Source organism: Streptomyces sp. NPDC090741, from assembly GCF_044769045.1.
Classification (GTDB): domain Bacteria; phylum Actinomycetota; class Actinomycetes; order Streptomycetales; family Streptomycetaceae; genus Streptomyces.
Genome location: NZ_JBIVXF010000005.1, coordinates 249530 through 276128 on the forward strand (window position 1 = coordinate 249530; position 26599 = coordinate 276128).

Consider the following 26599-nt stretch of genomic DNA (forward strand, 5'->3'; position numbering starts at 1 on the left):
ACTATCCCGCTACTGAGGCAGCTCGGCGCCGGACAGTTTCATGATCAAACCCGCCTGCAACCGCGCCCGCAGCACCGGATCCGCGACCTCCTCCAGCAGCTCGGCGGCCCGCTGCATGGCGGCGGCGGCCCGCCGGTCCTCCCGCAGGGAGGCGGTCTGGTCGGCCATGTGCCGCAGGGCGATGTCGGCCCGCCGGTGGAAGAGCTGCCCGACGAGTGTGATGACGAGTCCCACCGAGCTGGTGACCACCCCGAGGTACAGCTCCCCGCTGGTCTCGGCCTTCCACACCGCGAGCGCCACCCCGAGCAACAGGATGGCGGCCCCCGCCCCGGCGAACCGCTGGCTGGTGACGAAGCTGCTGCGCGCCTGAGTCAGCCCGTACGCGTAGTACTCGACCAGCACGGACGTGAACTCGGCGTCCCCGTGCCCGTCCCGCCGGGCCGCCGGCAGCCCCCCGACATCGGCGTACTTCGGATCCCCCGCAACGCCCTCGGGCTCCGCCACCTGCGCCAGCAACCGCGCCCGCTCGGCATCCCGCCGCCGCTCGAACCCCTCCCTGGCCACCCGGTCCAGCACGACGTACGCCACACCGCCGGCCACGACCGCCAGCAGCCCGAGGCCCCCCACCACCCACTCACCCATCCCCCGACGATCCCACGCCCCCTCAACACCCGGTCAAGCCTCCCGCGACAACGAACCACGCGGCCCCGACGACCAGTTGCACCCGATCCAGCACAACGCATCGGAAGCGCAAGGCCCGGGCACCCATGCCAAAGGCCCCCAACCGTGATCGGTTGGGGGCCTTCGTGCTGGTGGGCGTGGACGGTTTCGAACCGCCGACATCTGCTTTGTAAGAGCAGCGCTCTACCCCTGAGCTACACACCCGTGGATGAGTGGACAGCCTACATGGGAGGCGCACCCCCCACGCAAACCCGCATCCGTGGGAGAGAATGGACCGGGGCATGGCGGAGGCGGTACGGGAGAGGGATTGTGACGACGGCATCCCGCCGGTGGTTCGGCGGGCGGGACGAGAGTCGGCGGGCGGATGCGCAGGCGGCGAAGGATGCCGCCGCGGCCGCGTTCTACGAGCTGGACACCGCGCAGCGGGATCTGCGGATCTCCATGGAGACCATCGCGGCCGCCGACGGGTCGCCCGCGGCGCGGCAGGCCGGGGAGGGGTTCGTCGCGCTCGGGGAGCGGATCGACCAGGTCAGCCATGTGTACATCGAGGCCGTCGACGCGCACGACCTTGATCGGGTGGACCTGGAGGGGTCCGTCGCCGCGCGGGCGCGGGAGCAGCTGACGCGGGCCCGCGACGAGCTGGTCCGGGTCAAGGGCGAGCTGGACCGTTTCGCTCAGGGGCTGCAGCCGCTGCTGGACAAGGCCGAGACGCAGCTGGCCCGGGTGGCGCCCGCGCGGGAGCGGGCCCGGGCCGCGCTGCTCGCGGCGAGCACGGCGCTGGACGACGTACGGGGCAAGGGGATGCGGGCCGACGAGTTCGCGGCGCGGCTGGCCGCGCTCGGGCCCGAGCTGACCTTGCTGAACCAGGGCGCCGCGCAGCACGGGGTGCAGGAGACCGTCCAGCGTGCGGACCGGATCCTGCGGGACGCGGAGGCGATACGGGCCGAGGTGGTGCGGCTCCCGGAGCGGGCCGCGGAGATCGACCGGCGGCTGGTGAGCCTGCGGACCCGGGCGCAGGCGCTGCGCAATCGGGCGGACCGGGTGGATCCGGTCCTCAGTGAGCTGCGCCGGCGGTTCAGTGCCGCGTGCTGGCAGGACCTGCAGCACGTGCCGGATCAGGCCGTACGGGACGTGGCGCGGGCCGAGGAGCAGCTGAAGGAAGCCGCGCGGGCGCGCGAGGAGCAGCGCTGGGCGGACGTGGCGGCGTTGATCGAGTCGGTCCGGGGTGCGCTGGATGCCACCGACGAGGCGGTGTCGGCGGCGCAGGACCGGCTGTCGCGGCTGGAGGCGGTGGCGCGGGACCCCCAGGCGGAGGTGCAGCGGACCCGGTTCGCGATCCGGGACGCGCAGCGGCTGGCGATGGAGGGCCGCAGTGTGCCCGATCCGCGGCACGCGCGGCCGCTGGACGAGTCGGTGGCGCGGATGGAGCGGGCGCTCGCCGGGCTGGAGGAGCGGCACCCCGACTACTGGCACTTCCTTCAGGAGATGGAGCAGGTGCGGGGAGACGTCGGACGGGTCGTCTCCGATATCCGCGGCGGGCGCGGGAGCGGCTGAGGTCGAGCGGCTGAGGTCGAGCGGCTGAGGTCGAGCGGCTGAGGTCCGCGCTTGTCGCGGAGGGGGCATCGGCGGATGCTTGAGGTGGCTGGAATAGGAGGGCGTGATGGCTGCCCACACTTCGCACACCTCTCGTGCGCCCGACGCACCCCGCGCAACCGCACCCCGCGCGACCGCACCCCCCGCGACCGCGCCGCACGCGGCCTACGGGTGCCACGAGGCCCACGAGAACTACGCGCCGTACGTGGCCCACGGGCCGATCGAGCTCCCCGCACCGCACGTCCCCTACCTGGTGCGGCGCATCGCGCGTCCCGTCAACACCCAGCTCGACGAGCACCTGCCCACCGACCACAAGCTCAGCCAGGTGTACCGGGTGGGCGCGGGCCTGATGGGGTTGCTGCTGGTCGCCTTCGGGATCCTCGGGCTGATCGACCGGATCGGGTTCTTCGACACCGGCGGCGCCACGGTGCTCGCGCTGAACACCAACGGCGCGCTGAGCGTCCTGTCGATCTGCATCGGGCTGCTGCTCTTCGCCGGGATGGTGATCGGCGGGAACTTCGCCTCCACCCTCAACATCGTGCTGGGGCTGGCCTTCATCGCCAGCGGGTTCGTGAATCTGGCCCTGCTGGACACCGGGGTGAACTTCCTGGCCTTCAAGATCCAGAACGTGCTGTTCAGCTTCGTCGTCGGCGTGATGCTGATGTGGTTCGGGATGTACGGGCGGGTGGGCAGCGCCCTGCCGCACGACAACCCGTACTGGCGGGCCCGCAACCCCGAGCAGGCCGCTCGGGAGGACCGGGCCGCAGCTGCCGCCGCCCGGCTCAGTCACGGCTTCTAGGCCGCCCCGCCCGGCGTAGGTAGCCTGGGGCCATGCCTCGTTATGAATTCCGCTGCCGGACCTGCGAAGACACCTTCGAGGTCAGCCGGCCCATGGCCGAGTCGTCCGCTCCCGCAGACTGCCCGGCCGGCCACGCCGACACCGTGAAGCTGCTCTCCGCCGTCGCCGTGGGCGGGACCAGCAGCGCCCCCGCCCCGTCCGGCGGGGGCTGCTGCGGTGGTGGGGGCTGCTGCTAGCGCCTGGCGCTGGCGCCTAGCGCTTGCGCGACAGGGTGAGGCCGTCCGAGATCGCCAGCAGGACCGATTCCATGCGGGTGTCCGCCGCGACGTGCTCGTTGTACGCGCGGACTCCCGCCGCCGAGCCCGTCGCGGACTCGTCCAGGACCCTGCCGTGGAACAGCGTGTTGTCCGTGACGATCAGCCCGCCCGGGCGCAGCCGCGGAACGAGCTCCTCCCAGTACGCGATCTGGCTTTCCTTGTCCGCGTCCACGTAGGCCATGTCGATGTGCGGCTCCTGCGGCATGGCGCGCAGCGTGTCCAGCGCCGGGGCGATCCGCAGGTCGATCCGGTCGGCGACGCCCGCCGCCTTCCAGGCCTCGCGCCCGTACGCCGTCCACTCCTCCGAGACGTCGCACGCGACGAGCACGCCGTCCGCCGGCAGGGCCTGGGCCATCGACAGGGTCGAGAAGCCGGTGAAGGTGCCGACCTCGACGATGTGGCGGGCGCCGGTCAGCCGGACCAGGAAGGCCAGCAGCGGCCCCTGCTCCTCCGCGGACTGCATGCCGGCGACGTCCGGGAACTTCTCGTACGTCGTCGCCACCAGCCCCCGCTGGACCGTGTCCAGCGGAGGGTTGTGGTCGAGAACGTAGCGGTACAACTCGTCGGTGATCTTGGTGCTGTTGCCCTTGGTCATGCGCCCAGTGTGCCGACATCACCGGCCGGCCGGACACCCTCCCGGGCCACCGCCTCCGCGAAGGCCCGCACGATCTCCTCCCCCGCCAGCACACCCGCCGCTGCCAGGGCCGTGACCGTCGGCGCCGTCCAGCCCGCGTCGGCCAGCTCCCCGTGCCCCGGCCGCCAGGCCGCGTCCGCCGCCAGCAGCAGGTCCGCGTCCAGCAGCGAGTCGCCCGCGGCGAGGGTCGTGGTCGTACCCGTACGGCGGGCCACCTCGCGCATCGCCGCGCTCTTCGTCAGCGGACGCGGCACGGCGTAGATCTTGCGGCCCTGGAGGGAGACCGTCCAGCCGCGCCCGTCGGCCCACTCGGCCAGCGCCTTGACCCACTCCTGCGGCACCAGGTCGCGTTCGACGACCAGGTACGTGAACAGGTCCTCCGCGATCCTCGCCTTGCGCAGCCACGCCGGGTCCGCCGTCGCCAGCAGGTGCGCGTGCACCTCCTCCAGCGGAGCGCACTCCTGCGCCAGCCGCGCCGCCACCTCGCGCCGCCAGTCCCGGTCCGGGACCCCGTCCACCAGCAGCTGCCCGCCGTTGGCGCAGATCGCGTACCGCGCCGGGCGCCCGGGGAAGCGGATGCGCTGGTACTGCTTGCGCGTACGGGTCGTCGTCGGCACGAAGACCACCGCGGGATCGGCCGTCAGCTCGGCCAGCAGCTCCGCCGCCGTCTCCGTCATGTACGACAGCGGCTTGCTCTCGTGCACCTCGACGCACAGCAGCCGCGGGGCCACCGGGTCGGGCATGGTCAGGCCGAGCGCGGCCGCCGAGTAGATGAGCGTGCGGTCGAGATCACTGGCTACCAGGACAGTCACTTGGAGGTCACGGCCTTTCCGTCGGCGCCGGTCGCGCCACGCGTGAAGCGGGGGTGGATGAGTCCTACGCAGGTGTAGGGCAGCCCGTCGACCTCTTCCACCGGCACGCCCCGCTGCTCGGCGAGCAGCCGTACGTGGTCCAGGTCCGCCCCGGCGCCGCGCTGCGCCAGGATCTTCCACGGCACGCGCCGCAGCAGCACCCGCGTCGTCTCGCCGACGCCGGGCTTGACCAGGTTCACGTCGTGGATGCCGTACTCCTCGCTGATCCGCTCGACCGCCGCCCAGCCCTCCCAGGTGGGCGTGCGGTCGGCGGCGAGGAGCTCCTTGACCTCGGCGTCGACGGCCTCGGCCACCTCGTCGAAGCGGGCGGCGACGGTGTCGACGAAGCCGGTGGAGACATCGGCTCCGGCGAGCTCGCGGTAGAACTTCGCGCCGTGGAAGTCGGCGGGCCCGACCAGGTCGGACCTGAGGACCGTACGCGATATCAGTCCGGAAACGGTGGAATTGAGGCAGGCGGAGGGGATCAGGAAGTCCTCGCGGGTGCCGTACGTGGACACGCAGGAACCGGGGTCGGCGAGGACCACGATCTCCGGGTCGAAGCCCGGGCCCCCTGCTTCCCGATGGGCCTCCAGCGCCGCCGCGAGTTCCCGCGTGATCGCCCCCTTGCCCGTCCAGCCGTCCACGAAGACGATGTCGGCGGGGTCGTGGTGGGCGGCCAGCCAGCGCAGGGCGTTGGGGTCGATGCCGCGGCCGCGCACGATGGAGACGGCGTAGTGCGGCACGTCCAGGCCGTGCCGGGCCCGGGCCCAGCGGCGCATCAGGACACCGACGGGGGTGCCGGCGCGGGCCAGCGAGACGAGGACCGGGGAGGGGGACCGCTCGGCGAGGACGGTCTCGGTGACCGTGCCGACGGCCCGGGCGATGCGGGCGGCGGACGCGCTCAGCGCGCTCCGGTAGAGCTCCTGGTACTGGGGGGACGGCTGGTACTCGACGGGCAGCGACTCGGCGTAGTGCGCGCCGCCCGCCTGGATGGCTTCCTCGCGCTCCTCGGTCGGGGCCTCCAGCGCCGCGCCGGAGAGGTCCTGGAGCAGCCAGCCGCAGTCCTCCGGGGCGTACGAGGAGAAGGCGGGTCCGCGCAGCGGCCCGGGCAGGATCGGCTCGGGCATGATGATCGGCTCCCGCCGGTCGGAGGAAACGCCGGAGGAGATGTCCGGGGTGTACGAGGTGACCGGGGTGTACGAGGTGACCGGGGTGTCCGGGGTGTCCGGGGTGTACGAGGGGACCAGCGCGAGCAGGACCCGGCCGGCGTGCGGGGCCAGGCGCGCGAGGAGCCCGTCGGGGGCGTGCAGCGCACCGGTGTCCCCGTGGGTGTCGGCGACGGCGACGACGGTGTCGAAGCCGGCGCCCGCGACGTTGTAGGCGTAGCGGTCGCCGGGCCCGTCGGCGGGGCGGTCGTGCGCGGGGAAGACGAGCCGGGAGCGGATGGCGTAGCCGGGGTCGTCGACGGCGAGCACGGGCGAGCGGGTGGTGGTCGAGAACCGGACCTCGGCCCCGGCCCCGGACTCCTCCAGGGCCCGCGCGAGGCGCAGCGGCGCGTACATGAGTTCCTCGTTGCCGAGTACGAGGACCCGCCCGGGTTCGGCTCCGAGCGCGTCGGCGAGCTGTCGGGCCAGCGCGGGCAGGGCCGCTTCGAGCCGGGCGCGATGCTCGGGGGTGAACCCGTGCCGGCCGCCGTCCGGGACCCCGGCGGGCCAGTCGAGCACGACCCGCCCGACGGGGGCGCAAGCCCCGGCCGGAGCCGCGCCCGGAGCCGCAGCGCCCGCGCCCTGGCGCTCGTACTGCTCGACCAGTGCCTGTCCCTTGGCCAGGACCCCCTCGGGGAGGTTCACCGTCCCGGAGGCGAGCGCGATCAGGTCGACGCGCGCGCCGATCTCGGCGGCGAAGGCGGTGAGCCGCGCGCGGTCGGCCGGGGAGCGCATGTCGACGAGGGCGACGACCACGTAGTGCGCGCGGGGGTGGCGGGCGTGCAGGTCGCGGATGGTGTTCAGGACCGTGTTGCCGGTGGAGAACTCGTCGTCGACGAGGACCAGCGGTCCGTTGCCGGCCAGCAGCTTCGGGTCCTCAGGCAGCAGCAGGTGCGAGGTGGCGTGCGAGTGGGCCTCCTCGAACCCGCCTGCGGGCTCGACCCCCGGCACGGGGCGGCGGGTGGAGTGCAGGTAGGGGGCCGCTCCGAGGCCGTCGGCCACGCAGTGCCCGAGCCCGGTCGCCGTCTCGGCGTACCCGAGGACAACCGCGGCGGCGGCCTCGTCGCCCAGCAGGGCCCGGACCCGTTCGCCGAGCCCGTGTCCGGCGGCGTACACGGCACGCGGGGACTGCGGGACGTGCTTGCCCAGCACCTGCGAGACGAGCAGGTGGGCCCGCTTCGGGTTGCGCCGCAGAGCCAGCCCGAGCAGTTCGTCCAGCCGTGGCGACCCCGGGTCGCCGGCCTCCTCCAGGCGTACGCCCAGCCGCTCGGCCACCCAGGTTCCCGACCACACCGCTTCGATCGTCTTGCCCTTCTCCGTAGTCGTCGCCGTCACGGGTCCGCTCACAGCTGGAGCCCGGCCGTGAGGAGGTCGACGAAGCCGACCTCCTCCTTCGCCACACCGAAGACCTCGGCGCGCAGCATGGTGCGCTCGGCCCAGGCTCGGTGGGGCTTCACTTCGTTCATCTTGTTCGTGTAGGCGGAGCGCATGACTCCGCCGCCGCCGCGCTCGGGGCGCAGGATGTCCTGGGCGTCGCTGAACTCCTCGTGGGAGACCACCGACAGCGCGTGGACGGGCGTGACGTGGGCGGGGTGGATGCAGGTCTTGCCGAGGAGTCCGTTGGCCCGGTCGAGTTCGATCTCGCGCAAGAGCCCGTCGAGGTCGTGCTCGATGAGGGTGGTGCGCAGTTCCTCGGCGCCTTCCTGGAGGAAGGGGCTGCGGCGCAGCTGGGGCTTGAAGAGGCGCTGCTGGTTGCGGAAGTACTCCCAGACGGGTCCGGTCACGGTGAAGCCGGTGCCGTCGGCGCGGCTGAGCACGTTCACCACGTCGGCGATGACTCCGGCGACGATCTGCACGTCGTAGGCGGTCATGTCCGGGGTGCGGCGCAGTCCGTAGACCGAGCAGAAGTCGGTGACGCCGAGGCGCAGGGCCAGGACGCGGTCGCGGTACCGGTTGACGGTGCGGGAGATGCCGGCGAGGGCTTCGACGCGGGTTTCGAGGTGGAGGAGATCGGGGGTCTCCAGGACGGGCATGGCGTACAGCGGCTGCTGTCCGCCGGCCGCCTCGGCCTGGGCGACGGCGTCGAGGAAGGCGGTTCCGCGGCTCTCGGTGAATTTGGGGAGTACGAATCCGGCCAGTCTGCGGGCGGAGCCGCCGAGGCGGTGCACGAGGTCGGGTATCTGCTCGGGGGTGCGGACCCGGATGAAGAGGAGCGGGAGCTCCCCGCCGTCGGCGTCGAGGGCGGCGAACTGGCGGACCAGGTTGTCCTCGGCGTCGGCGACCTCGGCGTCGCTGATCGAATCCTCCAGGCAGAGGACCATGGAGACGACCCCGCGGGCGGCCTGCTTGCGGACGTCCCCGGCGAGGTTCGGGCGGGTGGCGGGGCTGTAGAGGGTGGCTCCGAGGGCGGCGGCGAGGATGCGGGCGGGGGAGGCGGCGGTGAACTCGGCGGGCTCCTGATGGAAGAGGTCCTTACGGACGGTGGGCGATATGTGCCCGAAGTGACGCATGTGCTTCCCCCGTACTGCCTCGGCGGCCCCAGTGGCGTGGCCGGTAATAGTACGTACGAACGTGAGTCAAGAGTTCCTCAAGCACATGAAGTTCAGGTAACCCTCTTGCACAATGCCCAGGCCTTTCGTTCCCGACAAGGCCCTGCGGGGGGCCGCGTTGTTCCGCGCCGCCCCGGGAGGGCAGGATGACGGGCATGACGCACGCGATGCAGAAGGGCTCGAACATCCCGGTGACCGCCGTGGCGGTCCGGGCGGTGCTGCGCTGGACCGGCGGCCCCGAGGTGCCGGACGTCGACGCCTCGGCACTGCTCGTGGGCCCGGACGGGCGCGTGCGCTCGGACGAGGACTTCGTGTTCTACAACCAGCCCCGGCACCCCTCGGGGGCCATCTGGCGGCTCGGCAAGAAGCAGCTCGGCGACGGGATCACCGACGCCGTGCAGGCGGACCTGCGCGCGGTGCCGCTGGTGGTGGACCGGATCCTGGTCGTGGCCTCCGCCGAGGACGTGCCGTTCCAGCAGGTCCACGACCTGCGGATCCTGCTGTACGACGCCACGGCGACCGGCGGCGCCGAGCCGCTGGCCTTCTTCGACGTGCGCCCCGAGACCGGCGCCGAGACGGCCCTGATCTGCGGGGAGCTGTACCGCCGGGGCGACGGGTGGAAGTTCCGCGCGCTGGGCGAGGGTTACTCGAACGGCCTCGTCGGGCTGGCGACCGACCACGGGATCTCCGTGGACGAGAACGCCGCCGAGGGCGGGTCCGGAGCCGCCCCCGCCGCCGGGCCGACCGGCGAGCAGACGGCCCAGATGCGCCCGCCGGGCCCACAGCAGGCGCAGCAGGCACCGCAGACACCGCAGGCGCCGGTGACGCAGGCCCCGCCGCCCGCGCAGCCGGCGTACGGGTACCCGCAGCCGGTGTCCCCGGCTCCGGTGCCGGTCCCGGGCGGCGACCCGACGTTCCGGCTGCCGGTGCAGGGCCCGCAGTTCCTCCGCCGCTGAAGCGCCGTGCCTGACCGGGAACGCGGGGACCCGCCCGGTCCCGGTCAGGCCTTGGTGCTCTTGTAGCCCCGCCCCCACTGCAGGCCCCACCCGTACAGCCGGTCCAGCTCGGCCTGGAACCCGTACACGAACTTCACCTCGCGCCGCACGATCAGCTCGCCCTTGACGTGCTCCAGGGAGAGCACCGCGCAGGAGCGGGCCTGCGGCTGCCGCTCCTCCAGCGGGATCTCGATCCGCGGCCCGGTGATCGGGTAGAGGGTGATCATGGCGTGCGTCCGGTCGAAGGCCGGGGTCTGGTCGTAGATGTAGACGAACACCAGCAGCCGCTTGATCTCGTCGGCGTGGTCGAGGTTGACGAAGACCGTCTCCCCCGACGGCGCCCCGAACCGGTCGTCGCCGCTGAGCTTCACGTACGGCGGGCTGTTGATGTCCCCGTGGAGGTTGCCGAGCGGTTGGACGACGCCCCGGGTCCCGTCGGCCAGCTCGTAGAGGCAGCCGAGGTCGAGGTCGACGTTGACCATGCCCTGGGTGTGCGCCTGCACCATCTCGGGCTTGAACAGCTTGAACGGGTGGCGCAGGAGCCGGCCGCCCTCACCCCCGCCGCGTCCGCCGATGTCCGAGCTGCGCATGCGCCAGGACAGGTTGACCCGCAGGTTCCCGTGGACCGCCCCCTGTTTGGTGAGCGACACCGTCGGATGCCGCTTGGTCAGCTCGATCGCGGCCGAGGCGCTGCCCGAGTCGAACTGCAGGGCGCGGCTGCCCCTGATCCCGTCGAAGAATCCCATTTCCCCTGTCCCCCCTCATTCTGTGTAGGCGGGGCGGCCTACGCGGACGGGGCGGCCCGGCAGTCCGCAGACCAGCCCGGCCGCCCCGCAGTTGGAGCGTTCCGCATTACCGCCGTGATCATGCCTCGGCGGTGGAACCCTCCAGTTCCAGGCGCTTGTTGCGGCGCACCGAGGACCAGAAGGACCAGGCGATGAGCAGCACGCCGACGAGGCCCGTGATGACCTCGTGGATCTCGTACTGGATGGTGACGAGCAGGATCACGGCGAGCGCGCCGATGGCGTAGTGCGCGCCGTGCTCCAGGTAGACGTAGTCGTCGAGGGTGCCCTGGCGGACCAGGTAGACCGTGAGCGACCGGACGTACATGGCGCCGATGCCGAGGCCGAGGGCCATCAGCACGATGTCGTTGGTGATGGCGAAGGCGCCGATGACCCCGTCGAAGGAGAAGGAGGCGTCGAGGACTTCGAGGTAGAGGAACATGAAGAAGGCGGCCTTGCCGGCCATGACGACGGCCGAGACGGGCTTGCCGCTCTTCTTCGCCGCTTCCTCGGCCTCGTGCTCGGCCTCTTCCTCTTCTTCGAGGCGGTTCTCGAAGTAGCCGGAGAGACCGCCGACGATCATGTACGTGATCAGGCCGGCGATGCCGGAGACCAGGACGGTCTGCGCCTTGTCCACGTGGGCGCCGCCGTGCTGGTGGGCGTTGGCGGCGAAGGTCATGGACGTGATCAGCAGGACGATCAGCGCGATGCACGCCGACAGCATGTCGATCTTGCCGAGCTTGGCGAGCGGCCGCTCCAGCCATGCGAGCCACTTGATGTCCCGGTCCTCGAAGATGAAGTCGAGGAAGATCATCAGAAGGAACATGCCGCCGAAGGCCGCGATCGCCGGGTGGGCGTCCGTGACCAGCTGCTGGTACATGTCCTTGTCGTTCAGCGCCAGATCGACGGCCTCGATGGGCCCGATACCGGCGGTGACCGCGACGATCACGACGGGGAAGACCAGGCGCATGCCGAACACGGCGATGAGCACACCGACGGTGAGGAAGATCTTCTGCCAGAAGGCATTCATCTTCTTCAGGATTCCGGCGTTGACCACCGCGTTGTCGAAGGACAGCGAGATCTCAAGGATGGACAGGATCGCGACGATCCCGAGTCCGGTCATTCCCCCGTAGAACCCCGCTGCGACCAGACCGAGCGCAGTGACTGCGAACGACCAGCCGAAGGTTTTGAGAACCACTGGCACCCCATCGTCTTGTACGGCTTTACGAAACGTTGACCCCGAAGTCTAGAGCGATGCCCCGGAGCCCCGACGCGTACCCCTGCCCCACCGCTCGGAACTTCCATTCGCCGCCGTACCGGTAGACCTCGCCGAAGATCATCGCGGTCTCGCTGGAGGCGTCCTCGGTGAGGTCGTAGCGGGCCAGTTCCTGGCCGTCCGATTCGTTGACCACGCGAATGAAGGCGTTGCTGACCTGGCCGAAGCTCTGCCGGCGGGCCTCCGCCTCGTGGATCGAGACCGGGAAGACGATCTTGTCGACCTCGACCGGCACCTTGGTCAGGTCGATGATGATCGATTCGTCGTCGCCCTCACCCTCGCCCGTGAGGTTGTCCCCCGTGTGTTCGACGGAGCCCTCGGGGCTCTTCAGGTTGTTGTAGAAGACGAAGTACGCGTCCCCCAGGACCCGGCCGTCGCGGCACAGCAGCGCGCTGGCGTCGAGGTCGAAATCGGCCCCCGTGGTCGAGCGCGCGTCCCATCCGAGACCGACCAGGACCCGGGTGAGGTTCGGTGCGGCCTTGGAAAGGGAGACGTTGCCCCCCTTGGCGAGTGTGACGCCCATGTTGTGGTCCTCCCCGGACGACGTGGTGATCGCGGCGCGCCCCGCATGGCGGGCCGCCGGTGAAGCTCGGCGGTGCATCTCGGCCGTGCACCGCCGCAAAGCGCGTCCGGCGCCGTACACAACAGTGCACGGCGCCGGACGGGTGACTGCTGGCAGGCTCAGACGTTGACGCCGAAGTCCTGCGCGATGCCGCGCAGGCCGGAGGCGTAGCCCTGGCCGATGGCGCGGAACTTCCACTCCGCTCCGTTGCGGTACAGCTCGCCGAAGACCATGGCGGTCTCGGTCGAGGCGTCCTCGGAGAGGTCGTAGCGGGCGAGCTCGCTGTTGTCGGCCTGGTTCACGACGCGGATGTACGCGTTGCGGACCTGGCCGAAGCTCTGCTGGCGGCTCTCGGCCTCGTAGATCGAGACCGGGAAGACGATCTTGGCGACATCGGACGGGACCCCCGCCAGGTTCACCTTGATCGCCTCGTCGTCGCCCTCGCCCTCACCGGTGGTGTTGTCACCGGTGTGCTCGACCGAGCCGTCCGGGCTCTTCAGGTTGTTGAAGAACACGAAGTTCGAGTCGTTGGCGACCTTGCCCTGGTCGTTGGTCAGGATCGCGCTGGCGTCGAGGTCGAAGTCGACACCGGTGGTGGTGCGAGCGTCCCAGCCCAGACCGACGATGACCGCCGTCAGATTCGGCGCGGCCTTGGTCAGCGAGACGTTTCCGCCCTTGCTGAGGCTGACTCCCACGGGTCCTCCATTGGGTTCATGTGTGGGGCGGTGCCCCGTCGTGCGGTTTCTACCGGGATCAACGCTTCGATCCTAGTGACGGGTTCCCGCCTGTCGGCGTCTTTCCCGAGGAACAGTTCCCGGAACCGGCCCGAAGTGCGGCGATTGTGCGACGGCCCGACGGGTCCGGGGAATCTCGGAGGCTGCTCCGAGGGTTCTCAGAGGCTGTCGAGGGCCTTGATGTACTCGTTCAGGTCACGCGCGTCGGGCAGGCCGTTGACGACGGTCCAGCGCACGACGCCGTCCTTGTCGATGATGAAGGTGCCGCGGACCGCGCAGCCCTTCTGCTCGTCGAAGACCCCGTACGCGCGGGAGGTCTCGCCGTGCGGCCAGAAGTCCGAGAGCAGCGGGTAGTCCAGGTTCTCCTGCTCGCCGAAGACGCGCAGGGTCGGCACGGAGTCGTTGGAGACCGCGAGGAGCTGGACGTCGTCGTTCTGGAACCGCGGCAGCTGGTCGCGCAGCTCGCACAGCTCGCCGGTGCAGACACCGGTGAAGGCGAACGGGTAGAAGAGCAGCACCACGGCCTTCTCGCCGCGGAAGTCGGAGAGCCGCACGGTGGCGCCGTGGTTGTCCTTGAGCTCGAAGTCCGGGGCCTTGCTGCCGACCTCGATCGCCATCTCTCGCATCCCTTCGTTCCTGCATCCCTGTGTTGGGCTGTCCGGGTGAGACCCAGCGTAGGCCGGTCCCGGGCTCCGAACGCGCACACCCCGCCGACCGCGGGAAATCCGGGTCGACGGGGTGTGCGTCCGCTTGGCTGCGAGTTACGGCTCAGCGCTTGGCCTTGGCGGCCTTCGGCGTCACCAGCTTGGTGGAGGTCCACTCCTTGCCGACGGGCAGGCCCTTGGCAAGCGAGAGGCCGGCCGTTTCGGCCGCCTCGCTGATGTCGCTGGCCTCGACGTAGCCGTCGCGGCCCGTCTTGGGGGTCAGCAGCAGGATCAGTGCGCCGTCCTCGACCAGCTCGGTCGCATCGACCAGGGCGTCCGTCAGATCGCCGTCCTCGTCGCGGAACCACAACAGCACCGCGTCGGCGACGTCGTCGTAGTCCTCGTCGGCGAGATCGCTGACGAGCTTCTCGACGGCGTCACGGAATTCCTGATCGACGTCGTCGTCGTAGCCGATCTCCTGGACCACCTGTTCGGACTGGAAACCCAGCCGGGCGGCCAGGCTCTCCGCGTGGTCCGCGGTCGCGCTCACGGGGTGCCTCCTGCTCATGTTCGGTGAATGTCTTCGGCGGCGCGCGTACGCGCAGCATTGGGCGTAGTCCACACGGGCGCGGCGGATCGCGCAAGTACCCGGCCGCCGAGACCGTCGAAACGGTGACGATTACGGCCGTCTCGCCGCAACTTTCAGCCCTCCCGTGTGCACGTCTGGTGATTCATCCCACACCATTCCAGGTCATTCGGCATCATCGGCGACGCTGAGCGGCTTTCCTACCTGTTTGAGGGACGAACGGTCTTACGAACCCGCTGATCGTCTTGGGCGTAGGGTTGCGAAGTGGCCGGACCCGACGCCGACGGCGCCCCGAATCGCCGCGGACTCCAGTGATTACCCAGTGGTACAGGTGACGATTCCGACCGAGCGTAAGACGATGGGAGGCGGCGAAACCCCATGGCACGACTCCCCTGACAGCGAAGGAACAGCGTGGCTTCCGCATCCGATCGCAATCCGATCATCATTGGCGGCCTGCCGAGCCAGGTCCCGGACTTCGATCCGGAGGAGACGCAGGAGTGGCTCGACTCCCTGGACGCAGCCGTCGACGAGCGGGGCCGTGAGCGCGCCCGCTATCTGATGCTGCGGCTGATCGAGCGGGCCCGCGAGAAGCGCGTGGCCGTGCCCGAGATGCGCAGCACGGACTACGTCAACACGATCGCGACCAAGGACGAGCCGTTCTTCCCCGGCAACGAGGAGATCGAGCGCAAGGTCCTGAACGCCACCCGGTGGAACGCGGCCGTCATGGTCTCGCGCGCCCAGCGTCCCGGGATCGGCGTCGGCGGCCACATCGCCACGTTCGCCTCCTCCGCCTCCCTCTACGACGTGGGCTTCAACCACTTCTTCCGGGGCAAGGACGAGGGCGATGGCGGCGACCAGATCTTCTTCCAGGGCCACGCCTCCCCCGGCATCTACGCTCGCGCCTACCTCCTGGACCGGCTCTCCGAGCAGCAGCTCGACGCGTTCCGGCAGGAGAAGTCGAAGGCCCCGTACGGCCTGTCCAGCTACCCGCACCCGCGGCTGATGCCGGACTTCTGGGAGTTCCCGACCGTCTCGATGGGCCTCGGCCCGCTCGGCGCGATCTACCAGGCCCGGATGAACCGGTACATGGAGGCGCGCGGGATCGCCGACACCTCGAAGTCACACGTTTGGGCGTATCTCGGCGACGGCGAGATGGACGAGCCGGAATCGCTCGGCCAGCTGTCGATCGCCGCCCGCGAGGGCCTGGACAACCTGACCTTCGTCGTGAACTGCAACCTGCAGCGGCTCGACGGCCCGGTGCGCGGCAACGGCAAGATCATCCAGGAGCTGGAGTCGCAGTTCCGCGGCGCCGGCTGGAACGTCATCAAGCTGATCTGGGACCGCTCCTGGGACCCGCTGCTGGCGCAGGACCGCGACGGCATCCTGGTCAACAAGATGAACTCGACGCCGGACGGCCAGTTCCAGACGTACGCGACCGAGACCGGCGCCTACATCCGCGACCACTTCTTCGGCGACGACCAGCGGCTGCGGGCGATGGTCGAGAACATGAGCGACCAGCAGCTGCTGCACCTGGGCCGCGGCGGCCACGACCACAAGAAGATCTACGCGGCGTACGCGGCGGCCAAGGCCCACAAGGGCCAGCCGACGGTGATCCTGGCGCAGACGGTCAAGGGCTGGACGCTCGGCCCGAACTTCGAGGGCCGCAACGCCACGCACCAGATGAAGAAGCTGACGGTCGACGACCTCAAGCGCTTCCGCGACCGCCTGCACATCCCGATCACGGACGCGCAGCTGGAGGGCGGCGCCCCGCCGTACTACCACCCGGGCCCCGGTTCGCCGGAGATCCAGTACATGCACGACCGGCGCAGCTCGCTGGGCGGCTACGTGCCGACCCGCGTGGTGCGCGCGAAGCCGCTGCAGCTGCCGGACGACAAGACGTACGCGGCGGCCAAGAAGGGCTCGGGCCAGCAGTCGATCGCCACGACGATGGCGTTCGTGCGCATCCTGAAGGACCTGATGCGGGACAAGGAGATCGGCCGGCGGTTCGTGCTGATCGCCCCGGACGAGTACCGCACGTTCGGCATGGACGCGTTCTTCCCGAGCGCCAAGATCTACAACCCGCTGGGCCAGCAGTACGAGGCGGTCGACCGCGACCTGCTGCTCGCGTACAAGGAGTCCCCGACGGGCCAGATGCTGCACGACGGCATCTCGGAGGCGGGCTGCACGGCCTCGCTGATCGCCGCGGGTTCGGCTTACGCGACGCACGGCGAGCCGCTGATCCCGGTCTACGTCTTCTACTCGATGTTCGGTTTCCAGCGCACGGGTGACCAGTTCTGGCAGATGGCCGACCAGCTGGCGCGCGGTTTCGTCCTGGGTGCGACCGCCGGCCGGACCACCCTGACGGGTGAGGGCCTCCAGCACGCCGACGGTCACTCCCAGCTGCTGGCGTCGACCAACCCGGGCTGTGTGGCGTACGACCCGGCGTACGGGTACGAGATCGCGCACATCGTCCAGGACGGCCTGCGCCGCATGTACGGGCCCGAGGCCGAGGACGTCTTCTACTACCTGACCGTCTACAACGAGCCGATCCAGCACCCGGCCGAGCCGGCCGGCGTGGACGTGGACGGCATCCTCAAGGGCATCCACCGGGTGTCCGCGGGCTCGGCGGGCTCCATCGGGGCGCAGATCATGGCCTCGGGCGTGGCGGTGCCGTGGGCGCTGGAGGCCCAGCGGATCCTGGCCGCGGAGTGGAACGTCCGGGCGGACGTCTGGTCGGCGACCTCCTGGAACGAGCTGCGCCGCGACGCCGTCGCGGTGGAGGAGCACAACCTGCTCCACCCGGAGGAGGAGCAGCGCGTTCCGTACGTGACGCGGAAGCTGTCGGGTGCCGAGGGGCCGTTCGTGGCGGTCTCGGACTGGATGCGGTCCGTCCCGGACCAGATCTCGCGGTGGGTGCCCGGCGCGTACACCTCGCTGGGTGCGGACGGCTTCGGCTTCGCGGACACGCGCGGCGCGGCCCGGCGCTTCTTCCACATCGACGCGCAGTCGGTGGTGCTGGCGGTGCTGACCGAGCTGGCCAAGGAGGGCAAGATCGACCGTTCCGCGCTGAAGCAGGCGGTGGACCGGTACCGGCTGCTGGACGTCTCGGCGGCCGACCCGGGCGCGGCGGGCGGCGACGCGTAGCCTCCGCGGACAGGCGTCAGGGCGGGTCCCCGGCAGTGCCGGGGGCCCGCTTCGCTTTACCAGTTCCTTACGATGCTCCGTATGAAGGAACCCTCCCGCCAGCTGCGGTGGGAGCGGCGGAGCCAGACCCCGCTGCTCGTGCTCGCCGCGGCCTTCACCGTCGCCTACGCCGTGCCGATCGTCGTGCCCGACGCGGATGCGGACGTGCACCGGGCGTGCACGGTCACCGAGTGGGTGGTGTGGGGGGCCTTCGCCGCCGATTACCTGATGCGGCTGGGCCTGTCGACGGCCAAGAAGGCGTTCGTCCGGACCCACTGGATGGACCTGGGCGCGGTGCTGCTGCCGATGCTCCAGCCGCTGCGGCTGCTGCGGCTGGTGTCCACGCTGCTGCTGGTGGGCCGGCGGGCCCGGATGGCCCCGCAGATCCGGCTGACCACGTACGTGGCGGGGGCGGTGGTCGGTCTGCTGATGTTCGGCTCGCTCGCCGTGCTGAGCGTGGAGCGTGACGCCCCGAACGGGAACATCAAGAACCTGGGCGACGCCGTGTGGTGGAGCTTCACCACGATGACGACCGTCGGGTACGGGGACCACTCGCCCACCACCGGGCTCGGCCGGGTGCTCGCGGTGGGGCTGATGCTGTCGGGGATCGCGCTGCTGGGTGTGGTGACCGCCAACATCGCGGCCTGGTTCATCTCCCGGTTCGAACGCGACGACCGGGTGGAGCGGGCGCAGACCGCCGCGATCGCCGAACTGGCCGCGGAGGTACGGGCGCTGCGCGCCGAGATCGGGCGCCTCGGCGGGGCAGCCGCCCCGGGTGCGGGGGCCGCTCCGGGTACGGGGGCCGACGTGCCGGCCCAGGTGCCCGAAGCGGCCCCGGCGGCGGATGCCGCTACCGCTCCCACACCTTGAAGGCCCTGACCAGGTAGAGGGATTCGGGCAGCCGGACGCCGTCGCCGGGATACGTCTGGAACTCGCCGGTCTCCGCGCACTCGGCCGACTGGTAGGTGGTCACCGGCCGCCCGGTGCGGTTGACCAGTGACTGGGCGCTGGTCCCGGCGGGCAGCGCCGTACAGCTGTTGATGTCCAGGGTGCTCAGCTCGTAGGCGTTGCGGGTGCCCTTGAACTCCGGCTTCGCCCACAGGCACAGCTGCCCGGTGGCGCAGGCAGGGGCCTTGCCCGGCGGCGGGCCCGCGGCGTGTGCGGCGCTCGCCGTACTCGGGACGAGCGCGGCGAGGGCCAGGACGGTCGCGGCCAGGACGGTGGTGGACCGTGCGGGTGAACTCGTACGCATGACGGGTCAACTCCTTGTGGACGACGGCACCCCGGACCGGTTCCGGAGCGCCTCGGGCACCACGCTGACCTGCGAGGACGGTCGGGCGGAAGGGGCCGGGGGCCGGTCCACCCGGATAGGCGACAGCCCCGCCGGAACCGTCCGGCGGGGCTGTCGTACGTCCGCGGTTGACGCCCGCGCGAGGGCGTCGGAGCCATGGGACCGGCCCGGCTCAGATGTGCGCCGCGCCCGCCCCCGCGGCGGCGTTCTCGCCGCGCTTGGTGAAGCAGGCGACGACCGCGGCGAGCACCGCGACGCAGCCGGCGACGGTGAAGGCGGTGCTCATGCCGTCGACGAACGTGTCGTGCGCGACCTTGGTGATCGTCGCGACGGCCTCGGCCGGGGTCCCCGGCTGGACCGGGGCGATACCGACCTGGACCCCCTTCTCGGCGAGGTCCAGCTGCTCCGGGGTGAGCGCGGGCAGGTTCGCCCGCGCCCAGTTGTCCCCGAACGAGTTGCCGACGGTGCTGGCCATGACCGCGCCGAGGACGGCGGTGCCGAGGCTGCCGCCGACCTGCATGGCGGCCTGCTGGAGCCCGCCCGCCACGCCGGAGAGCTCCAGCGGGGCGTTGCCGACGATGACCTCGGTGGCGCCGACCATGACGGGCGCGAGGCCGACACCGAGGAGGGCGAACCAGAGCGACATCTGCAGGGTGCCGGTGCCCGGGGTCAGCGCCGACATCCCGAAGCAGGCGACGGCGGTCGCGACCATGCCCGTGACCAGCGGGATCCGCGGGCCGACGGCGGTGATCGCGGCGCCGGCCAGCGGCGAGCCGATGATCATCATGCCGGTCAGCGGCAACAGGTGCAGGCCGCTGTCGACGGGGCTCATGCCGTGCACGTTCTGCAGGTAGAAGGTGACGAAGAACAGGCCGCCCATGAAGGCGAAGGCCATCAGCACCATGAGCACGGTGCCCGCGGACAGCGGCAGCGAGCGGAACATGCCGAGCGGGATCAGCGGCTCGGAGACCTTCGACTCCCAGACGGCGAAGAGCACGAAGCAGACCACGGAGCCGATGAGGAAGAGCATGGTCCGGGTGTCGCCCCAGCCCCACTCCGAGGCCTTGATCAGTGCCCAGATCAGCGAGAACATCGCGGCCGACAGCAGCAGGATGCCGACGGCGTCGAAGGACTTCGGGGCGTTCTCGGCCCGGTGGTCGAGCAGGATGAACAGGCCGAAGGCCAGGGCGATGATGCCGACGGGCACGTTGATGAAGAAGACGGACTGCCAGCTGACGTTCTCCACCAGCAGGCCGCCGACGATGGGCCCGGCGGCCGTCGAGGCGCCGATGACCATGCCCCAGATGCCGATCGCCATGTTGAGCTTCTCGGCGGGGAAGGTGGCGCGCAGCAGGCCCAGCGCCGCGGGCATCAGCAGTGCGCCGAACAGGCCCTGCGCCACGCGGAAGGCGATGACGTACTGGACGCCGGACGAGAGGCCGATCGCGGCGGAGGCCGCGGCGAATCCGGCGATGCCTATGAGGAAGGTCTGACGGTGGCCGAAGCGGTCGCCGAGCTTTCCGGCGGTGATCAGCGAGACCGCGAGGGCGAGCAGGTAGCCGTTGGTGATCCACTGGACGTCGGCGAGCGAGGCGCCGAGGTCCTTCTGGATCGCGGGGTTGGCGACGGCGACGATCGTGCCGTCCAGGGTGACCATCATGACGCCGATCGCCACGGCGAAGAGGGTCAGCCAGGGGTGGCCGCGCAAACCGGTGCGGGCCGGAGCCGGACCCGATTCCTTGGCGAGGGTGATCTGACTAGTCATGCGAACAGGCTAGTGACAGCGACTGACACTTCACAAACGGCTTAACGAGACAGTGGCTGTCAGGTCGGTCACAGGTACCCTGACCGCTCACTCAGCGTCAGATTCGGCAGGCGGAGCCTGCGGAAAGGACACCTCTCGGTGATGACCGACGAGCGGCCGGCAACGGTACCGGCGCCCGGGCTGCGCGAACGCAAGAAGCGGCGCACCCGGGACGCGCTGCTGCGCGCCGCCCTCCTCCTCTTCGTCGCGCAGGGGTACGAGCACACCACCGTCGACGAGATCACCGACGCCGTGGACGTCTCCCAGCGCACCTTCTTCCGGTACTTCGCCAACAAGGAGGAGGTCGCCTTCGCCGTCCAGGACCTGGTCGAGTCGCACTTCGTCGCCGCGCTGCGCGCCCGGCCGCCCGCCGAGGGCCCGCTCGAAGCCCTGCGCGGCGCGCTGCTCCGCGCCTGGGACACCCTCGACGAGGCCCTCTCCGAGGTGGTGCCGGTCGACCTGTACATGCGTACGTACCAGCTCATCGAGTCGACCCCGGCGCTGCTCGCCGTGCACCTGCGCCGCTCCACCGAGCTGGAGGAGCGGATCGCCCGGCTGATCGCCGAGCGCGAGGGCCTGGACGTGGACGCGGACCCGCGGCCCCGGGTGGTGGTCGCCGCCTTCTCCGGGGTGATGAGGGTCACCGGGCGGCTGTGGGGGCAGGGCGAGGACGCCAGCGTGGCCTCGATCCGGCGGATGACCGAGGCCTGCCTTGACCAGATCGGCCCGGCGCTGGCCGCGGACTGGCGCTGAACACCCGTACGGGCTCGCACGGTCGGCCGTGAACCCGGTCACCCTGGGCGCCGTGGCCGGATCCGGTCTCCTACGCTGGTCCCAGTGAACCTGCCCGGCCTCGCCCACTCCACCGCCATCGGCGCCGACCCGCGCCCCGCCGCCCTGCGCACCCTGCTCGCGCTCGCGGTGGTCTTCATCATGCTGGCGACCACCGGCTGGACCGCGGTGCACCGCCCCGACGCGGGCACCACTCTGCGGACCACCGCCCTCGCCTCCTGGGCCTCGGCCCGGATCGACGGCCGCCCGGTGCCGGCCGCCGACGCCCCCGTACGGACGGTGGCCCGGTTCTTCGCCGGCCTCGACGGATCCCAGCGGGCCCGGCTGGCCGAGGGGTACCCCCTGGTCGTCGGCAACCTCGACGGGGTGCCCGCCGCGCTGCGCTACCGGGCCAACCTGCGCGGCCTGGAGCTGGCCGAGCGGGCGGAGGAGGCCCGCAGCCGGGACGTCAGTCTGACCCCGGCCGACCGCACCACGGCCGGCCGGCGCGCCCACCGCTTCGAGTCCCTGGCCGAGCCGGGCCGGCAGATCCTCGCCTTCGACCCGACCGGCGGCGGCCGGGTCGCCGAGGTGTTCGGCGACCTCGACCGGGCGGACCGGATCTCGGTGGTCGTCCCCGGCGTCGACACCGACGTGCTCACTTTCGAGCGCACCCAGCGCCGCCTCATCGCGCCCGCCGGCATGGCCCGGTCGCTGTACGAGGCCCAGCGCGCGCAGGCTCCCGGCAGCCGGACCGCGGTCATCGCCTGGGCCGGCTACACCGCGCCGACCGGTGTCGGCATGGACGCGGCCACCGGCCGGATGGCGGTGGACGGAGCCGTACGGCTGGAGTCCCTGGCGGCGGCGCTGCCCGGGGACGCGAGCGTGGCGCTGTTCTGCCACAGCTACGGCTCGGTGGTGTGCGGGGTCGCCGCGCACGCGCTGCCGGAGTCGGTGACGGACGTGGTGGTGGCGGGCAGCCCGGGGATGCGCGCTGAGTCGGTGTCCGACCTGCACACCTCCGCCCGGGTGTGGGCCACGCGGGACGCCGGGGACTGGATCGCGGACGTACCGCACCTGGAGGTCGGCGGGGTCGGCCACGGGGCGGACCCGGTGTCGCCGGAGTTCGGATCGCGGGTGCTGTCCTCGGCCGGGGCGAAGCTCCACACCGGCTATTTCGAGCCAGGCACCGGATCCCTGGACAACTTCGCCAAAATCGGAACCGGCGCGTTCGATTCCGTCACGTGCGCGACCGGCGACGATGCGTGCCGGCGTGGAATTTCCGGGACAGACGGGGACTGACACGCGTAGAGCCCTGGAAAACGGGCTTCGTACCGAGGGGGACGCACGGGGGTGCGTCCCTTTACCATGTGCCGCATGGGTGACGTACTGGCCGGAAATCATGCCGTCTGGGAGTTCGACTCGGACTCGGTGCTCATCCGCTTCGCACGGGGGATAAGAACGCCGAGGACGCCGAGACTCCTGCACGCCCTCGGGGAGCGGCGCATCCCCTTCGAGGCGTTGGCGGGGGTGAGCGTGAGCGCGGCCGGATCCGGGGGGAGACGGGACGCGGTGGTTCTGCGTGCCGTGCCGCGGACGGGCGCGGATCCGCTGATGGAGGCCGCCGCCGGGCAGCTGCGGGAGGTCTGCGATCCGTACCGGCTGGTGCTGCCGGGCGACCGGGCCGGGCAGGCCGCCGAGTTCGCGGACGCCGTACGGGACCGGCTGGGCCCGGAGGCCGCCGAGCCGGCGGAGCGCTTCCTGGTCCAGGTGCCGCAGCCTCCGCTGCAGCTGAAGGCGTACGACGCGCGGCTCGGCTTCGACGGCTCGGCGGTCACCTTCCACTGGTCACGCACGGGGGCCACGAGCACCAAGTGGAAGGCGGGCGACCAGCGTTACCCGCTGACCGCGCTGGCCGGCGTCGAGTGGAGCTCCCCGGAGGGCCCGGGCGGCCACCTGCGGCTGCTGCTGCGGGACGCGGTGGCCGACCCGCGGCCCGACCACGACCTGGCGGCCGCGGTGTTCGCCGTCGGGTACGGGTCGGTGCACGAGTCGCTGCCGTTCGCGGCGGCCGTCCTCGCCGCCCTGCGCGGCCGTGCCCCGGTGGCCTCGGTCCCGGCGGCCCGTACGGACGAACGCCTGCACCACCTGGGCGAGTTGTACAGCGCTGGTCTGCTGACGGACGCCGAGTACGCGGCGCTGCGCGACCGCTTCGCCGCCGAAGCCTGAAGCACGCCAGGCGGACGCGCGACCGGCTGACGCGCGACCGGCTGACGCCCGCCCTCCGCGGCCGCCGCCGGGAGGCCCCCCGGCGGCGGCCGCGGCCGGACACGAGAGCGCCTAGCCCTCGCGGCCCGCGGAGGTCCAGGTCATGTCCGGGTAGCGGTCGCCCGCGACATGGGCGGCGATCGGCTCCAGCAGCGCCAGCTCCGCCGGCGTCAGCGCGATCCGGGTCGCGGCGGTGTTCTCGGCGAGGCGGCCGGTCTTGCGGGTGCCCGGGATCGGGACCACGGTCAGCCCGTGCACCTGCGCCCGCTGGTGCACCCAGGCCAGCGCGATCTGCGCCGGGGTCGCCCCGTGCGCCTGCGCGATCTCCCGCACCGGCGCCAGCAGCTCCGCGTTGGCCTTGGCGTTGTCACCCGTGAACCGGGGCTGGAAGCGGCGGAAGTCCGCCGCCGAAAGGTCCGCCGCCGCGTCCGCGAACGAGCCGGTCAGGAAGCCGCGCCCGAGCGGGGAGTACGGCACGAAGGCCACGCCCAGCTCCGCCGCCGCGCCCACCGCGGTGCGCTCCACGTCCCGGCTGAACAGCGACCACTCCGACTGGAGCGCCGCGATCGGGTGCACCGCGTACGCCTCGCGCAGCTCGGGGCCGGTGACCTCGCTGAGCCCCAGGTGGCGCACCTTGCCCTCCTGCACCAGCTCGGCCATCGTGCCCACCGACTCGGCGAACGGCACGGCCGGGTCGCGCCGGTGCATGTAGTAGAGGTCGATCACATCGGTCCCGAGCCGGCGCAGGCTGTCCTCCACGGCTTGGCGGATGTACGCGCGGTCGTTGCGGATGCCCCGGTGCTGCGGGTCGTCGGTGCGCTCGATGCCGAACTTGGTGGCGAGGGTGATCTCGTCCCGGTGCTCGGCCACGAACGGCGCGATGAACTTCTCGTTGGCGCCGCGCCCGTAGCTGTCCGCGGTGTCGAAGAGGGTGACCCCGGTGGCCAGGGCGGCTTCCAGGGTGTCACGGGCCCGTGCCTCGTCGGTCTCCCCGTAGAACTCGCTCATGCCCATGCAGCCGAGGCCCTGGACGCCCACCAGCGGGCCTCCCTTGCCGAGTTCGACCTGCTCGATGGTGGTGTTCTGCGTCATTGTCGTGTCGCCTTCCCCGCGGTCGTACCCGTTGCATACATGTCGATCTTGAAGTCCAGTACGGCGAGCGCGTCGTTCAGCTCCGCTATCCGCGCACGCACCTCGCGCCGCGTCTGCTCCAGCAGTTCGCGCCGCTGGTCGACGGTGTGCTCGCCCTCGCGCACGAGTTCGGCGTAGCGGACCATGTCGGCCACCGACATCCCGGTGGCGCGCAGCTTGCCCACGAAGGCCAGCCAGTGGAGGTCCTTGTCGCTGAACCGGCGCTGTCCCGAGTGGGAGCGGTCCACGTGCGGCATCAGGCCGATCCGTTCGTACCAGCGCAGCGTGTGCTGGGTCAGACCGGTCCGGGCCTCGACCTCGCTGATCGTGTACCGCGTCTCCGTCAGGCTCATGACGACCACGCTAAAACCTTGGAGTGCACTCCAAGCAAGTAGGCTCGGCCGCATGGAGAGCGTGGAGACCCTGCAGAGTCTGCGGACCATCGAAAACTGGCCGGTACCGACCGCCGCGGCGGCCGTGGTGCGCGCCGACGGGAGCCTGGCCGGCTCCCACGGGCCCCTGGACCACCGCTTCGCGCTGGCCTCGGTGACCAAGCCCATCGCCGCGTACGCCGCGCTCGTCGCGTACGAGGAGGGGGCGATCGAGCTGGACGAGCCGGCCGGGCCCGAGGGTTCGACGGTCCGTCACCTGCTCGCGCACACCAGCGGGCTGGCGTTCGACGAGCACCGCGCGATGGCCGCGCCCGGTACGCGCCGGCTGTACTCGAACGCCGGTTTCGAGGTGCTCGGCGACCACATCACCAAGGCCACGGGCATCCCGTTCGCGGACTACGTCCACCAGGCGGTGTTCGAGCCGCTCGGCATGGCGTCGACCACGCTGGAGGGCTCGCCGGCCAAGGACGGGGTTTCGACGGTCTCCGACCTCGTCCGGTTCGCGGCCGAGCTGCAGGCGCCGCGGCTGCTCGACGTGCGGACGGTCGCGGAGGCCACGTCCGTGGTCCACCCGGGGCTCAAGGGGGTGCTCCCGGGGTACGGGATCCAGTCCCCCAACGACTGGGGGCTCGGCATGGAGATCCGCGACGGCAAGTCCCCGCACTGGACGGGCGCCTCGTCCTCGCCGCGCACCTTCGGCCACTTCGGGCAGGCCGGCACCTTCCTGTGGGTGGATCCGGACGCCCGCGCCGCGTGCGTGGCGCTGGCCGACCGCGCCTTCGGCCCGTGGGCCGTTCAGGCCTGGCCTCCGTTCACCGACGCGGTCCTCGCCGAGCTCGCCGGCCGGTAGGCCCGCATGATCCGAAAGGCACGGCCTAGGGAAGCTCCCAGATCAGCAGTTCGCCCGGGGACCCGGCGACGATCTCCAGGCCCTGCTCCCCGGTGATCCGCGCCGCGTCCCCGGGGCCGAGCTCCTCCCCGTCCAGCCGCAGGTCCCCGCGTACCACGTGCAGGTAGATCTGCTCCGCCGCCGGTACGGCCACCCGCTCGCCCGCGCCGGGCCGGCGCACGTGCAGGACTGCGCCTGCCGCGGGGATCTCGTACGGGGCGCCGTCGGCGATCTGCCGGACCAGCGCGTACGAGGGCTCCCCGCCGGCGGCCAGCGGCGCGAGCCACATCTGCACGAAGCGCAGCCGCGCCGCGCCGTCGTTGCGCTCGATGTGCCGGGCTCCGGATCCGGCGGCCAGGTGCTGCACGTCACCGGGCCGGACCACGGTGCTCTCGCCCGTGCTGCCCTTGTGCGTGAGCTCGCCCTCGACGACCCAGGTGACGATCTCGGTGTTGCTGTGCGGGTGCTCGTCGAAGCCGGCGCCCGGGGCGAGCCTCTCCTCGTTGCAGGCCAGGACCGGGCCGAAGCGCAGATTGTCCGGATCGTAGTGCGGGCCGAACGAGAAGGCGTGCGCGGTGGTGATCCCGGCGTCCGGATCCCCGCCTGCGTACCGGTCGGCCCCGCGGCGTACGTCAATCATGGAAGTCACCGTAGTCCCCCGG

26 protein-coding genes and 1 tRNA gene are annotated in these 26599 nt (G+C 71.5%); 10 read left to right on the forward strand and 17 right to left on the reverse strand.

Going from position 1 to position 26599, the window contains the following annotated elements; all coding sequences use genetic code 11:
• Positions 1-9: 9 nt before the first annotated feature.
• On the reverse strand, positions 10-642 hold the full coding sequence (locus tag ACIQU4_RS16100; protein ID WP_403730318.1) for a hypothetical protein: 633 nt from the start codon (positions 640-642) through the stop codon (positions 10-12).
• Between the two features lie 168 nt (positions 643-810).
• A tRNA-Val gene (locus ACIQU4_RS16105) sits at positions 811-885 on the reverse strand.
• Between the two features lie 105 nt (positions 886-990).
• On the opposite strand from ACIQU4_RS16105, the gene ACIQU4_RS16110 reads away from it, so the two are divergent.
• From ACIQU4_RS16110 to ACIQU4_RS16120, 3 genes are all read left to right on the forward strand, one after another.
• Positions 991-2235 (forward strand): hypothetical protein, encoded by a 1245-nt coding sequence (locus ACIQU4_RS16110; protein ID WP_403730320.1) that lies wholly within the window; start codon positions 991-993, stop codon positions 2233-2235.
• A 106-nt stretch (positions 2236-2341) separates the two neighbouring features.
• Positions 2342-3073, forward strand: a complete 732-nt coding sequence (locus tag ACIQU4_RS16115; protein ID WP_403730322.1) for a DUF4383 domain-containing protein — start codon at positions 2342-2344, stop codon at positions 3071-3073.
• 32 nt (positions 3074-3105) lie between these two features.
• Positions 3106-3309, forward strand: coding sequence for a zinc ribbon domain-containing protein (locus tag ACIQU4_RS16120; RefSeq protein WP_030160452.1), 204 nt, complete (start codon positions 3106-3108; stop codon positions 3307-3309).
• A 16-nt stretch (positions 3310-3325) separates the two neighbouring features.
• Here ACIQU4_RS16120 and ACIQU4_RS16125 read toward each other — a convergent pair whose 3' ends face one another.
• From ACIQU4_RS16125 to ACIQU4_RS16140, 4 genes are read right to left on the reverse strand one after another with little or no spacing between them, the layout of a single operon-like run.
• On the reverse strand, positions 3326-3985 hold the full coding sequence (locus ACIQU4_RS16125) for an O-methyltransferase (protein ID WP_403730325.1): 660 nt from the start codon (positions 3983-3985) through the stop codon (positions 3326-3328).
• Positions 3982-4836, reverse strand: a complete 855-nt coding sequence (locus ACIQU4_RS16130; RefSeq protein ID WP_403730328.1) for an HAD family hydrolase — start codon at positions 4834-4836, stop codon at positions 3982-3984. Before ACIQU4_RS16130 ends, ACIQU4_RS16125 begins: the two co-directional genes overlap by 4 nt.
• Positions 4833-7382, reverse strand: a complete 2550-nt coding sequence (locus ACIQU4_RS16135; RefSeq protein WP_403730947.1) for a phosphoribosyltransferase — start codon at positions 7380-7382, stop codon at positions 4833-4835. Before ACIQU4_RS16135 ends, ACIQU4_RS16130 begins: the two co-directional genes overlap by 4 nt.
• Positions 7383-7423: 41 nt before the next feature.
• The gene (locus tag ACIQU4_RS16140; RefSeq protein ID WP_403730331.1) at positions 7424-8590 is read right to left on the reverse strand and encodes an HpcH/HpaI aldolase/citrate lyase family protein; all 1167 of its coding nucleotides are present in this window, start codon (positions 8588-8590) and stop codon (positions 7424-7426) included.
• Between the two features lie 194 nt (positions 8591-8784).
• On the opposite strand from ACIQU4_RS16140, the gene ACIQU4_RS16145 reads away from it, so the two are divergent.
• Complete coding sequence (locus ACIQU4_RS16145; protein ID WP_403730334.1) at positions 8785-9585, forward strand: TerD family protein; 801 nt, start codon at positions 8785-8787, stop codon at positions 9583-9585.
• 44 nt (positions 9586-9629) lie between these two features.
• Here ACIQU4_RS16145 and ACIQU4_RS16150 read toward each other — a convergent pair whose 3' ends face one another.
• From ACIQU4_RS16150 to ACIQU4_RS16175, 6 genes are all read right to left on the reverse strand, one after another.
• Positions 9630-10370, reverse strand: a complete 741-nt coding sequence (locus ACIQU4_RS16150; RefSeq protein WP_403730337.1) for a Tellurium resistance — start codon at positions 10368-10370, stop codon at positions 9630-9632.
• Positions 10371-10488: 118 nt separating this feature from the next.
• The gene (locus ACIQU4_RS16155; RefSeq protein ID WP_403730340.1) at positions 10489-11604 is read right to left on the reverse strand and encodes a DUF475 domain-containing protein; all 1116 of its coding nucleotides are present in this window, start codon (positions 11602-11604) and stop codon (positions 10489-10491) included.
• Positions 11605-11629: 25 nt separating this feature from the next.
• Positions 11630-12205, reverse strand: coding sequence for a TerD family protein (locus ACIQU4_RS16160; protein WP_053688414.1), 576 nt, complete (start codon positions 12203-12205; stop codon positions 11630-11632).
• Between the two features lie 158 nt (positions 12206-12363).
• Positions 12364-12939, reverse strand: a complete 576-nt coding sequence (locus tag ACIQU4_RS16165) for a TerD family protein (protein WP_403730343.1) — start codon at positions 12937-12939, stop codon at positions 12364-12366.
• A gap of 197 nt (positions 12940-13136) precedes the next feature.
• Complete coding sequence (locus ACIQU4_RS16170) at positions 13137-13595, reverse strand: peroxiredoxin (protein WP_385591766.1); 459 nt, start codon at positions 13593-13595, stop codon at positions 13137-13139.
• A 151-nt stretch (positions 13596-13746) separates the two neighbouring features.
• Positions 13747-14172: a DUF3052 domain-containing protein gene (locus tag ACIQU4_RS16175; RefSeq protein WP_383342461.1), complete on the reverse strand. Its 426-nt coding sequence runs from the start codon at positions 14170-14172 to the stop codon at positions 13747-13749.
• A gap of 447 nt (positions 14173-14619) precedes the next feature.
• On the opposite strand from ACIQU4_RS16175, the gene aceE reads away from it, so the two are divergent.
• Complete coding sequence (gene aceE, locus ACIQU4_RS16180; protein ID WP_403730346.1) at positions 14620-17352, forward strand: pyruvate dehydrogenase (acetyl-transferring), homodimeric type; 2733 nt, start codon at positions 14620-14622, stop codon at positions 17350-17352.
• Between the two features lie 81 nt (positions 17353-17433).
• A complete protein-coding gene (locus ACIQU4_RS16185; protein WP_403730349.1) occupies positions 17434-18261 on the forward strand; it encodes a potassium channel family protein in 828 nt (275 codons plus the stop codon).
• On the opposite strand, the gene ACIQU4_RS16190 is transcribed toward ACIQU4_RS16185, so the two are convergent.
• Both ACIQU4_RS16190 and ACIQU4_RS16195 read right to left on the reverse strand, forming a co-directional pair.
• Positions 18242-18643 carry a peptidase inhibitor family I36 protein gene (locus ACIQU4_RS16190; RefSeq protein ID WP_385591765.1) on the reverse strand — a complete coding sequence of 134 codons (402 nt, stop codon included), beginning with the start codon at positions 18641-18643 and terminating at the stop codon, positions 18242-18244. The two genes, ACIQU4_RS16185 and ACIQU4_RS16190, sit on opposite strands and share 20 nt — an antisense overlap.
• A 211-nt stretch (positions 18644-18854) precedes the next feature.
• Positions 18855-20447 (reverse strand): MFS transporter, encoded by a 1593-nt coding sequence (locus ACIQU4_RS16195; protein ID WP_403730352.1) that lies wholly within the window; start codon positions 20445-20447, stop codon positions 18855-18857.
• A 141-nt stretch (positions 20448-20588) separates the two neighbouring features.
• On the opposite strand from ACIQU4_RS16195, the gene ACIQU4_RS16200 reads away from it, so the two are divergent.
• From ACIQU4_RS16200 to ACIQU4_RS16210, 3 genes are all read left to right on the forward strand, one after another.
• Positions 20589-21239, forward strand: a complete 651-nt coding sequence (locus ACIQU4_RS16200) for a TetR/AcrR family transcriptional regulator (protein ID WP_403730354.1) — start codon at positions 20589-20591, stop codon at positions 21237-21239.
• Between the two features lie 84 nt (positions 21240-21323).
• Positions 21324-22559, forward strand: coding sequence for an alpha/beta hydrolase (locus ACIQU4_RS16205; protein WP_403730357.1), 1236 nt, complete (start codon positions 21324-21326; stop codon positions 22557-22559).
• Positions 22560-22634: 75 nt separating this feature from the next.
• Complete coding sequence (locus ACIQU4_RS16210; RefSeq protein WP_403730361.1) at positions 22635-23486, forward strand: DUF4429 domain-containing protein; 852 nt, start codon at positions 22635-22637, stop codon at positions 23484-23486.
• Between the two features lie 111 nt (positions 23487-23597).
• Here the strand turns inward: ACIQU4_RS16210 and ACIQU4_RS16215 are convergent, their stop codons facing one another.
• Positions 23598-24617, reverse strand: a complete 1020-nt coding sequence (locus ACIQU4_RS16215; protein ID WP_403730364.1) for an aldo/keto reductase — start codon at positions 24615-24617, stop codon at positions 23598-23600.
• Positions 24614-25009 carry a MerR family transcriptional regulator gene (locus tag ACIQU4_RS16220; protein WP_037837048.1) on the reverse strand — a complete coding sequence of 132 codons (396 nt, stop codon included), beginning with the start codon at positions 25007-25009 and terminating at the stop codon, positions 24614-24616. The genes ACIQU4_RS16215 and ACIQU4_RS16220 overlap by 4 nt, the downstream gene beginning before the upstream one ends.
• 70 nt (positions 25010-25079) lie before the next feature.
• Here ACIQU4_RS16220 and ACIQU4_RS16225 point away from each other — a divergent pair, with 70 nt between their 5' ends.
• The gene (locus ACIQU4_RS16225) at positions 25080-25898 is read left to right on the forward strand and encodes a serine hydrolase domain-containing protein (RefSeq protein ID WP_403730950.1); all 819 of its coding nucleotides are present in this window, start codon (positions 25080-25082) and stop codon (positions 25896-25898) included.
• Positions 25899-25923: 25 nt separating this feature from the next.
• Here the strand turns inward: ACIQU4_RS16225 and ACIQU4_RS16230 are convergent, their stop codons facing one another.
• On the reverse strand, positions 25924-26577 hold the full coding sequence (locus ACIQU4_RS16230) for a pirin family protein (RefSeq protein ID WP_403730367.1): 654 nt from the start codon (positions 26575-26577) through the stop codon (positions 25924-25926).
• Between the last annotated feature and the right edge of the window lie 22 nt (positions 26578-26599).

What these genes read in the sequence shown, in the direction of transcription:
- ACIQU4_RS16185 (WP_403730349.1), top strand. Translation starts at nt 17,434, where the DNA reads ATGAAGGAACCCTCCCGCCAGCTGCGGTGGGAGCGGCGGAGCCAGACC.
- ACIQU4_RS16210 (WP_403730361.1), top strand. Translation starts at nt 22,635, where the DNA reads ATGGGTGACGTACTGGCCGGAAATCATGCCGTCTGGGAGTTCGACTCG.
- ACIQU4_RS16215 (WP_403730364.1), bottom strand. Translation starts at nt 24,617, where the DNA reads ATGACGCAGAACACCACCATCGAGCAGGTCGAACTCGGCAAGGGAGGC.
- ACIQU4_RS16200 (WP_403730354.1), top strand. Translation starts at nt 20,589, where the DNA reads ATGACCGACGAGCGGCCGGCAACGGTACCGGCGCCCGGGCTGCGCGAA.
- ACIQU4_RS16195 (WP_403730352.1), bottom strand. Translation starts at nt 20,447, where the DNA reads ATGACTAGTCAGATCACCCTCGCCAAGGAATCGGGTCCGGCTCCGGCC.
- ACIQU4_RS16120 (WP_030160452.1), top strand. Translation starts at nt 3,106, where the DNA reads ATGCCTCGTTATGAATTCCGCTGCCGGACCTGCGAAGACACCTTCGAG.
- ACIQU4_RS16115 (WP_403730322.1), top strand. Translation starts at nt 2,342, where the DNA reads ATGGCTGCCCACACTTCGCACACCTCTCGTGCGCCCGACGCACCCCGC.
- ACIQU4_RS16160 (WP_053688414.1), bottom strand. Translation starts at nt 12,205, where the DNA reads ATGGGCGTCACACTCGCCAAGGGGGGCAACGTCTCCCTTTCCAAGGCC.
- ACIQU4_RS16190 (WP_385591765.1), bottom strand. Translation starts at nt 18,643, where the DNA reads ATGCGTACGAGTTCACCCGCACGGTCCACCACCGTCCTGGCCGCGACC.
- ACIQU4_RS16145 (WP_403730334.1), top strand. Translation starts at nt 8,785, where the DNA reads ATGACGCACGCGATGCAGAAGGGCTCGAACATCCCGGTGACCGCCGTG.
- ACIQU4_RS16125 (WP_403730325.1), bottom strand. Translation starts at nt 3,985, where the DNA reads ATGACCAAGGGCAACAGCACCAAGATCACCGACGAGTTGTACCGCTAC.
- ACIQU4_RS16170 (WP_385591766.1), bottom strand. Translation starts at nt 13,595, where the DNA reads ATGGCGATCGAGGTCGGCAGCAAGGCCCCGGACTTCGAGCTCAAGGAC.
- ACIQU4_RS16140 (WP_403730331.1), bottom strand. Translation starts at nt 8,590, where the DNA reads ATGCGTCACTTCGGGCACATATCGCCCACCGTCCGTAAGGACCTCTTC.
- ACIQU4_RS16100 (WP_403730318.1), bottom strand. Translation starts at nt 642, where the DNA reads ATGGGTGAGTGGGTGGTGGGGGGCCTCGGGCTGCTGGCGGTCGTGGCC.
- ACIQU4_RS16150 (WP_403730337.1), bottom strand. Translation starts at nt 10,370, where the DNA reads ATGGGATTCTTCGACGGGATCAGGGGCAGCCGCGCCCTGCAGTTCGAC.
- ACIQU4_RS16220 (WP_037837048.1), bottom strand. Translation starts at nt 25,009, where the DNA reads ATGAGCCTGACGGAGACGCGGTACACGATCAGCGAGGTCGAGGCCCGG.
- ACIQU4_RS16230 (WP_403730367.1), bottom strand. Translation starts at nt 26,577, where the DNA reads ATGATTGACGTACGCCGCGGGGCCGACCGGTACGCAGGCGGGGATCCG.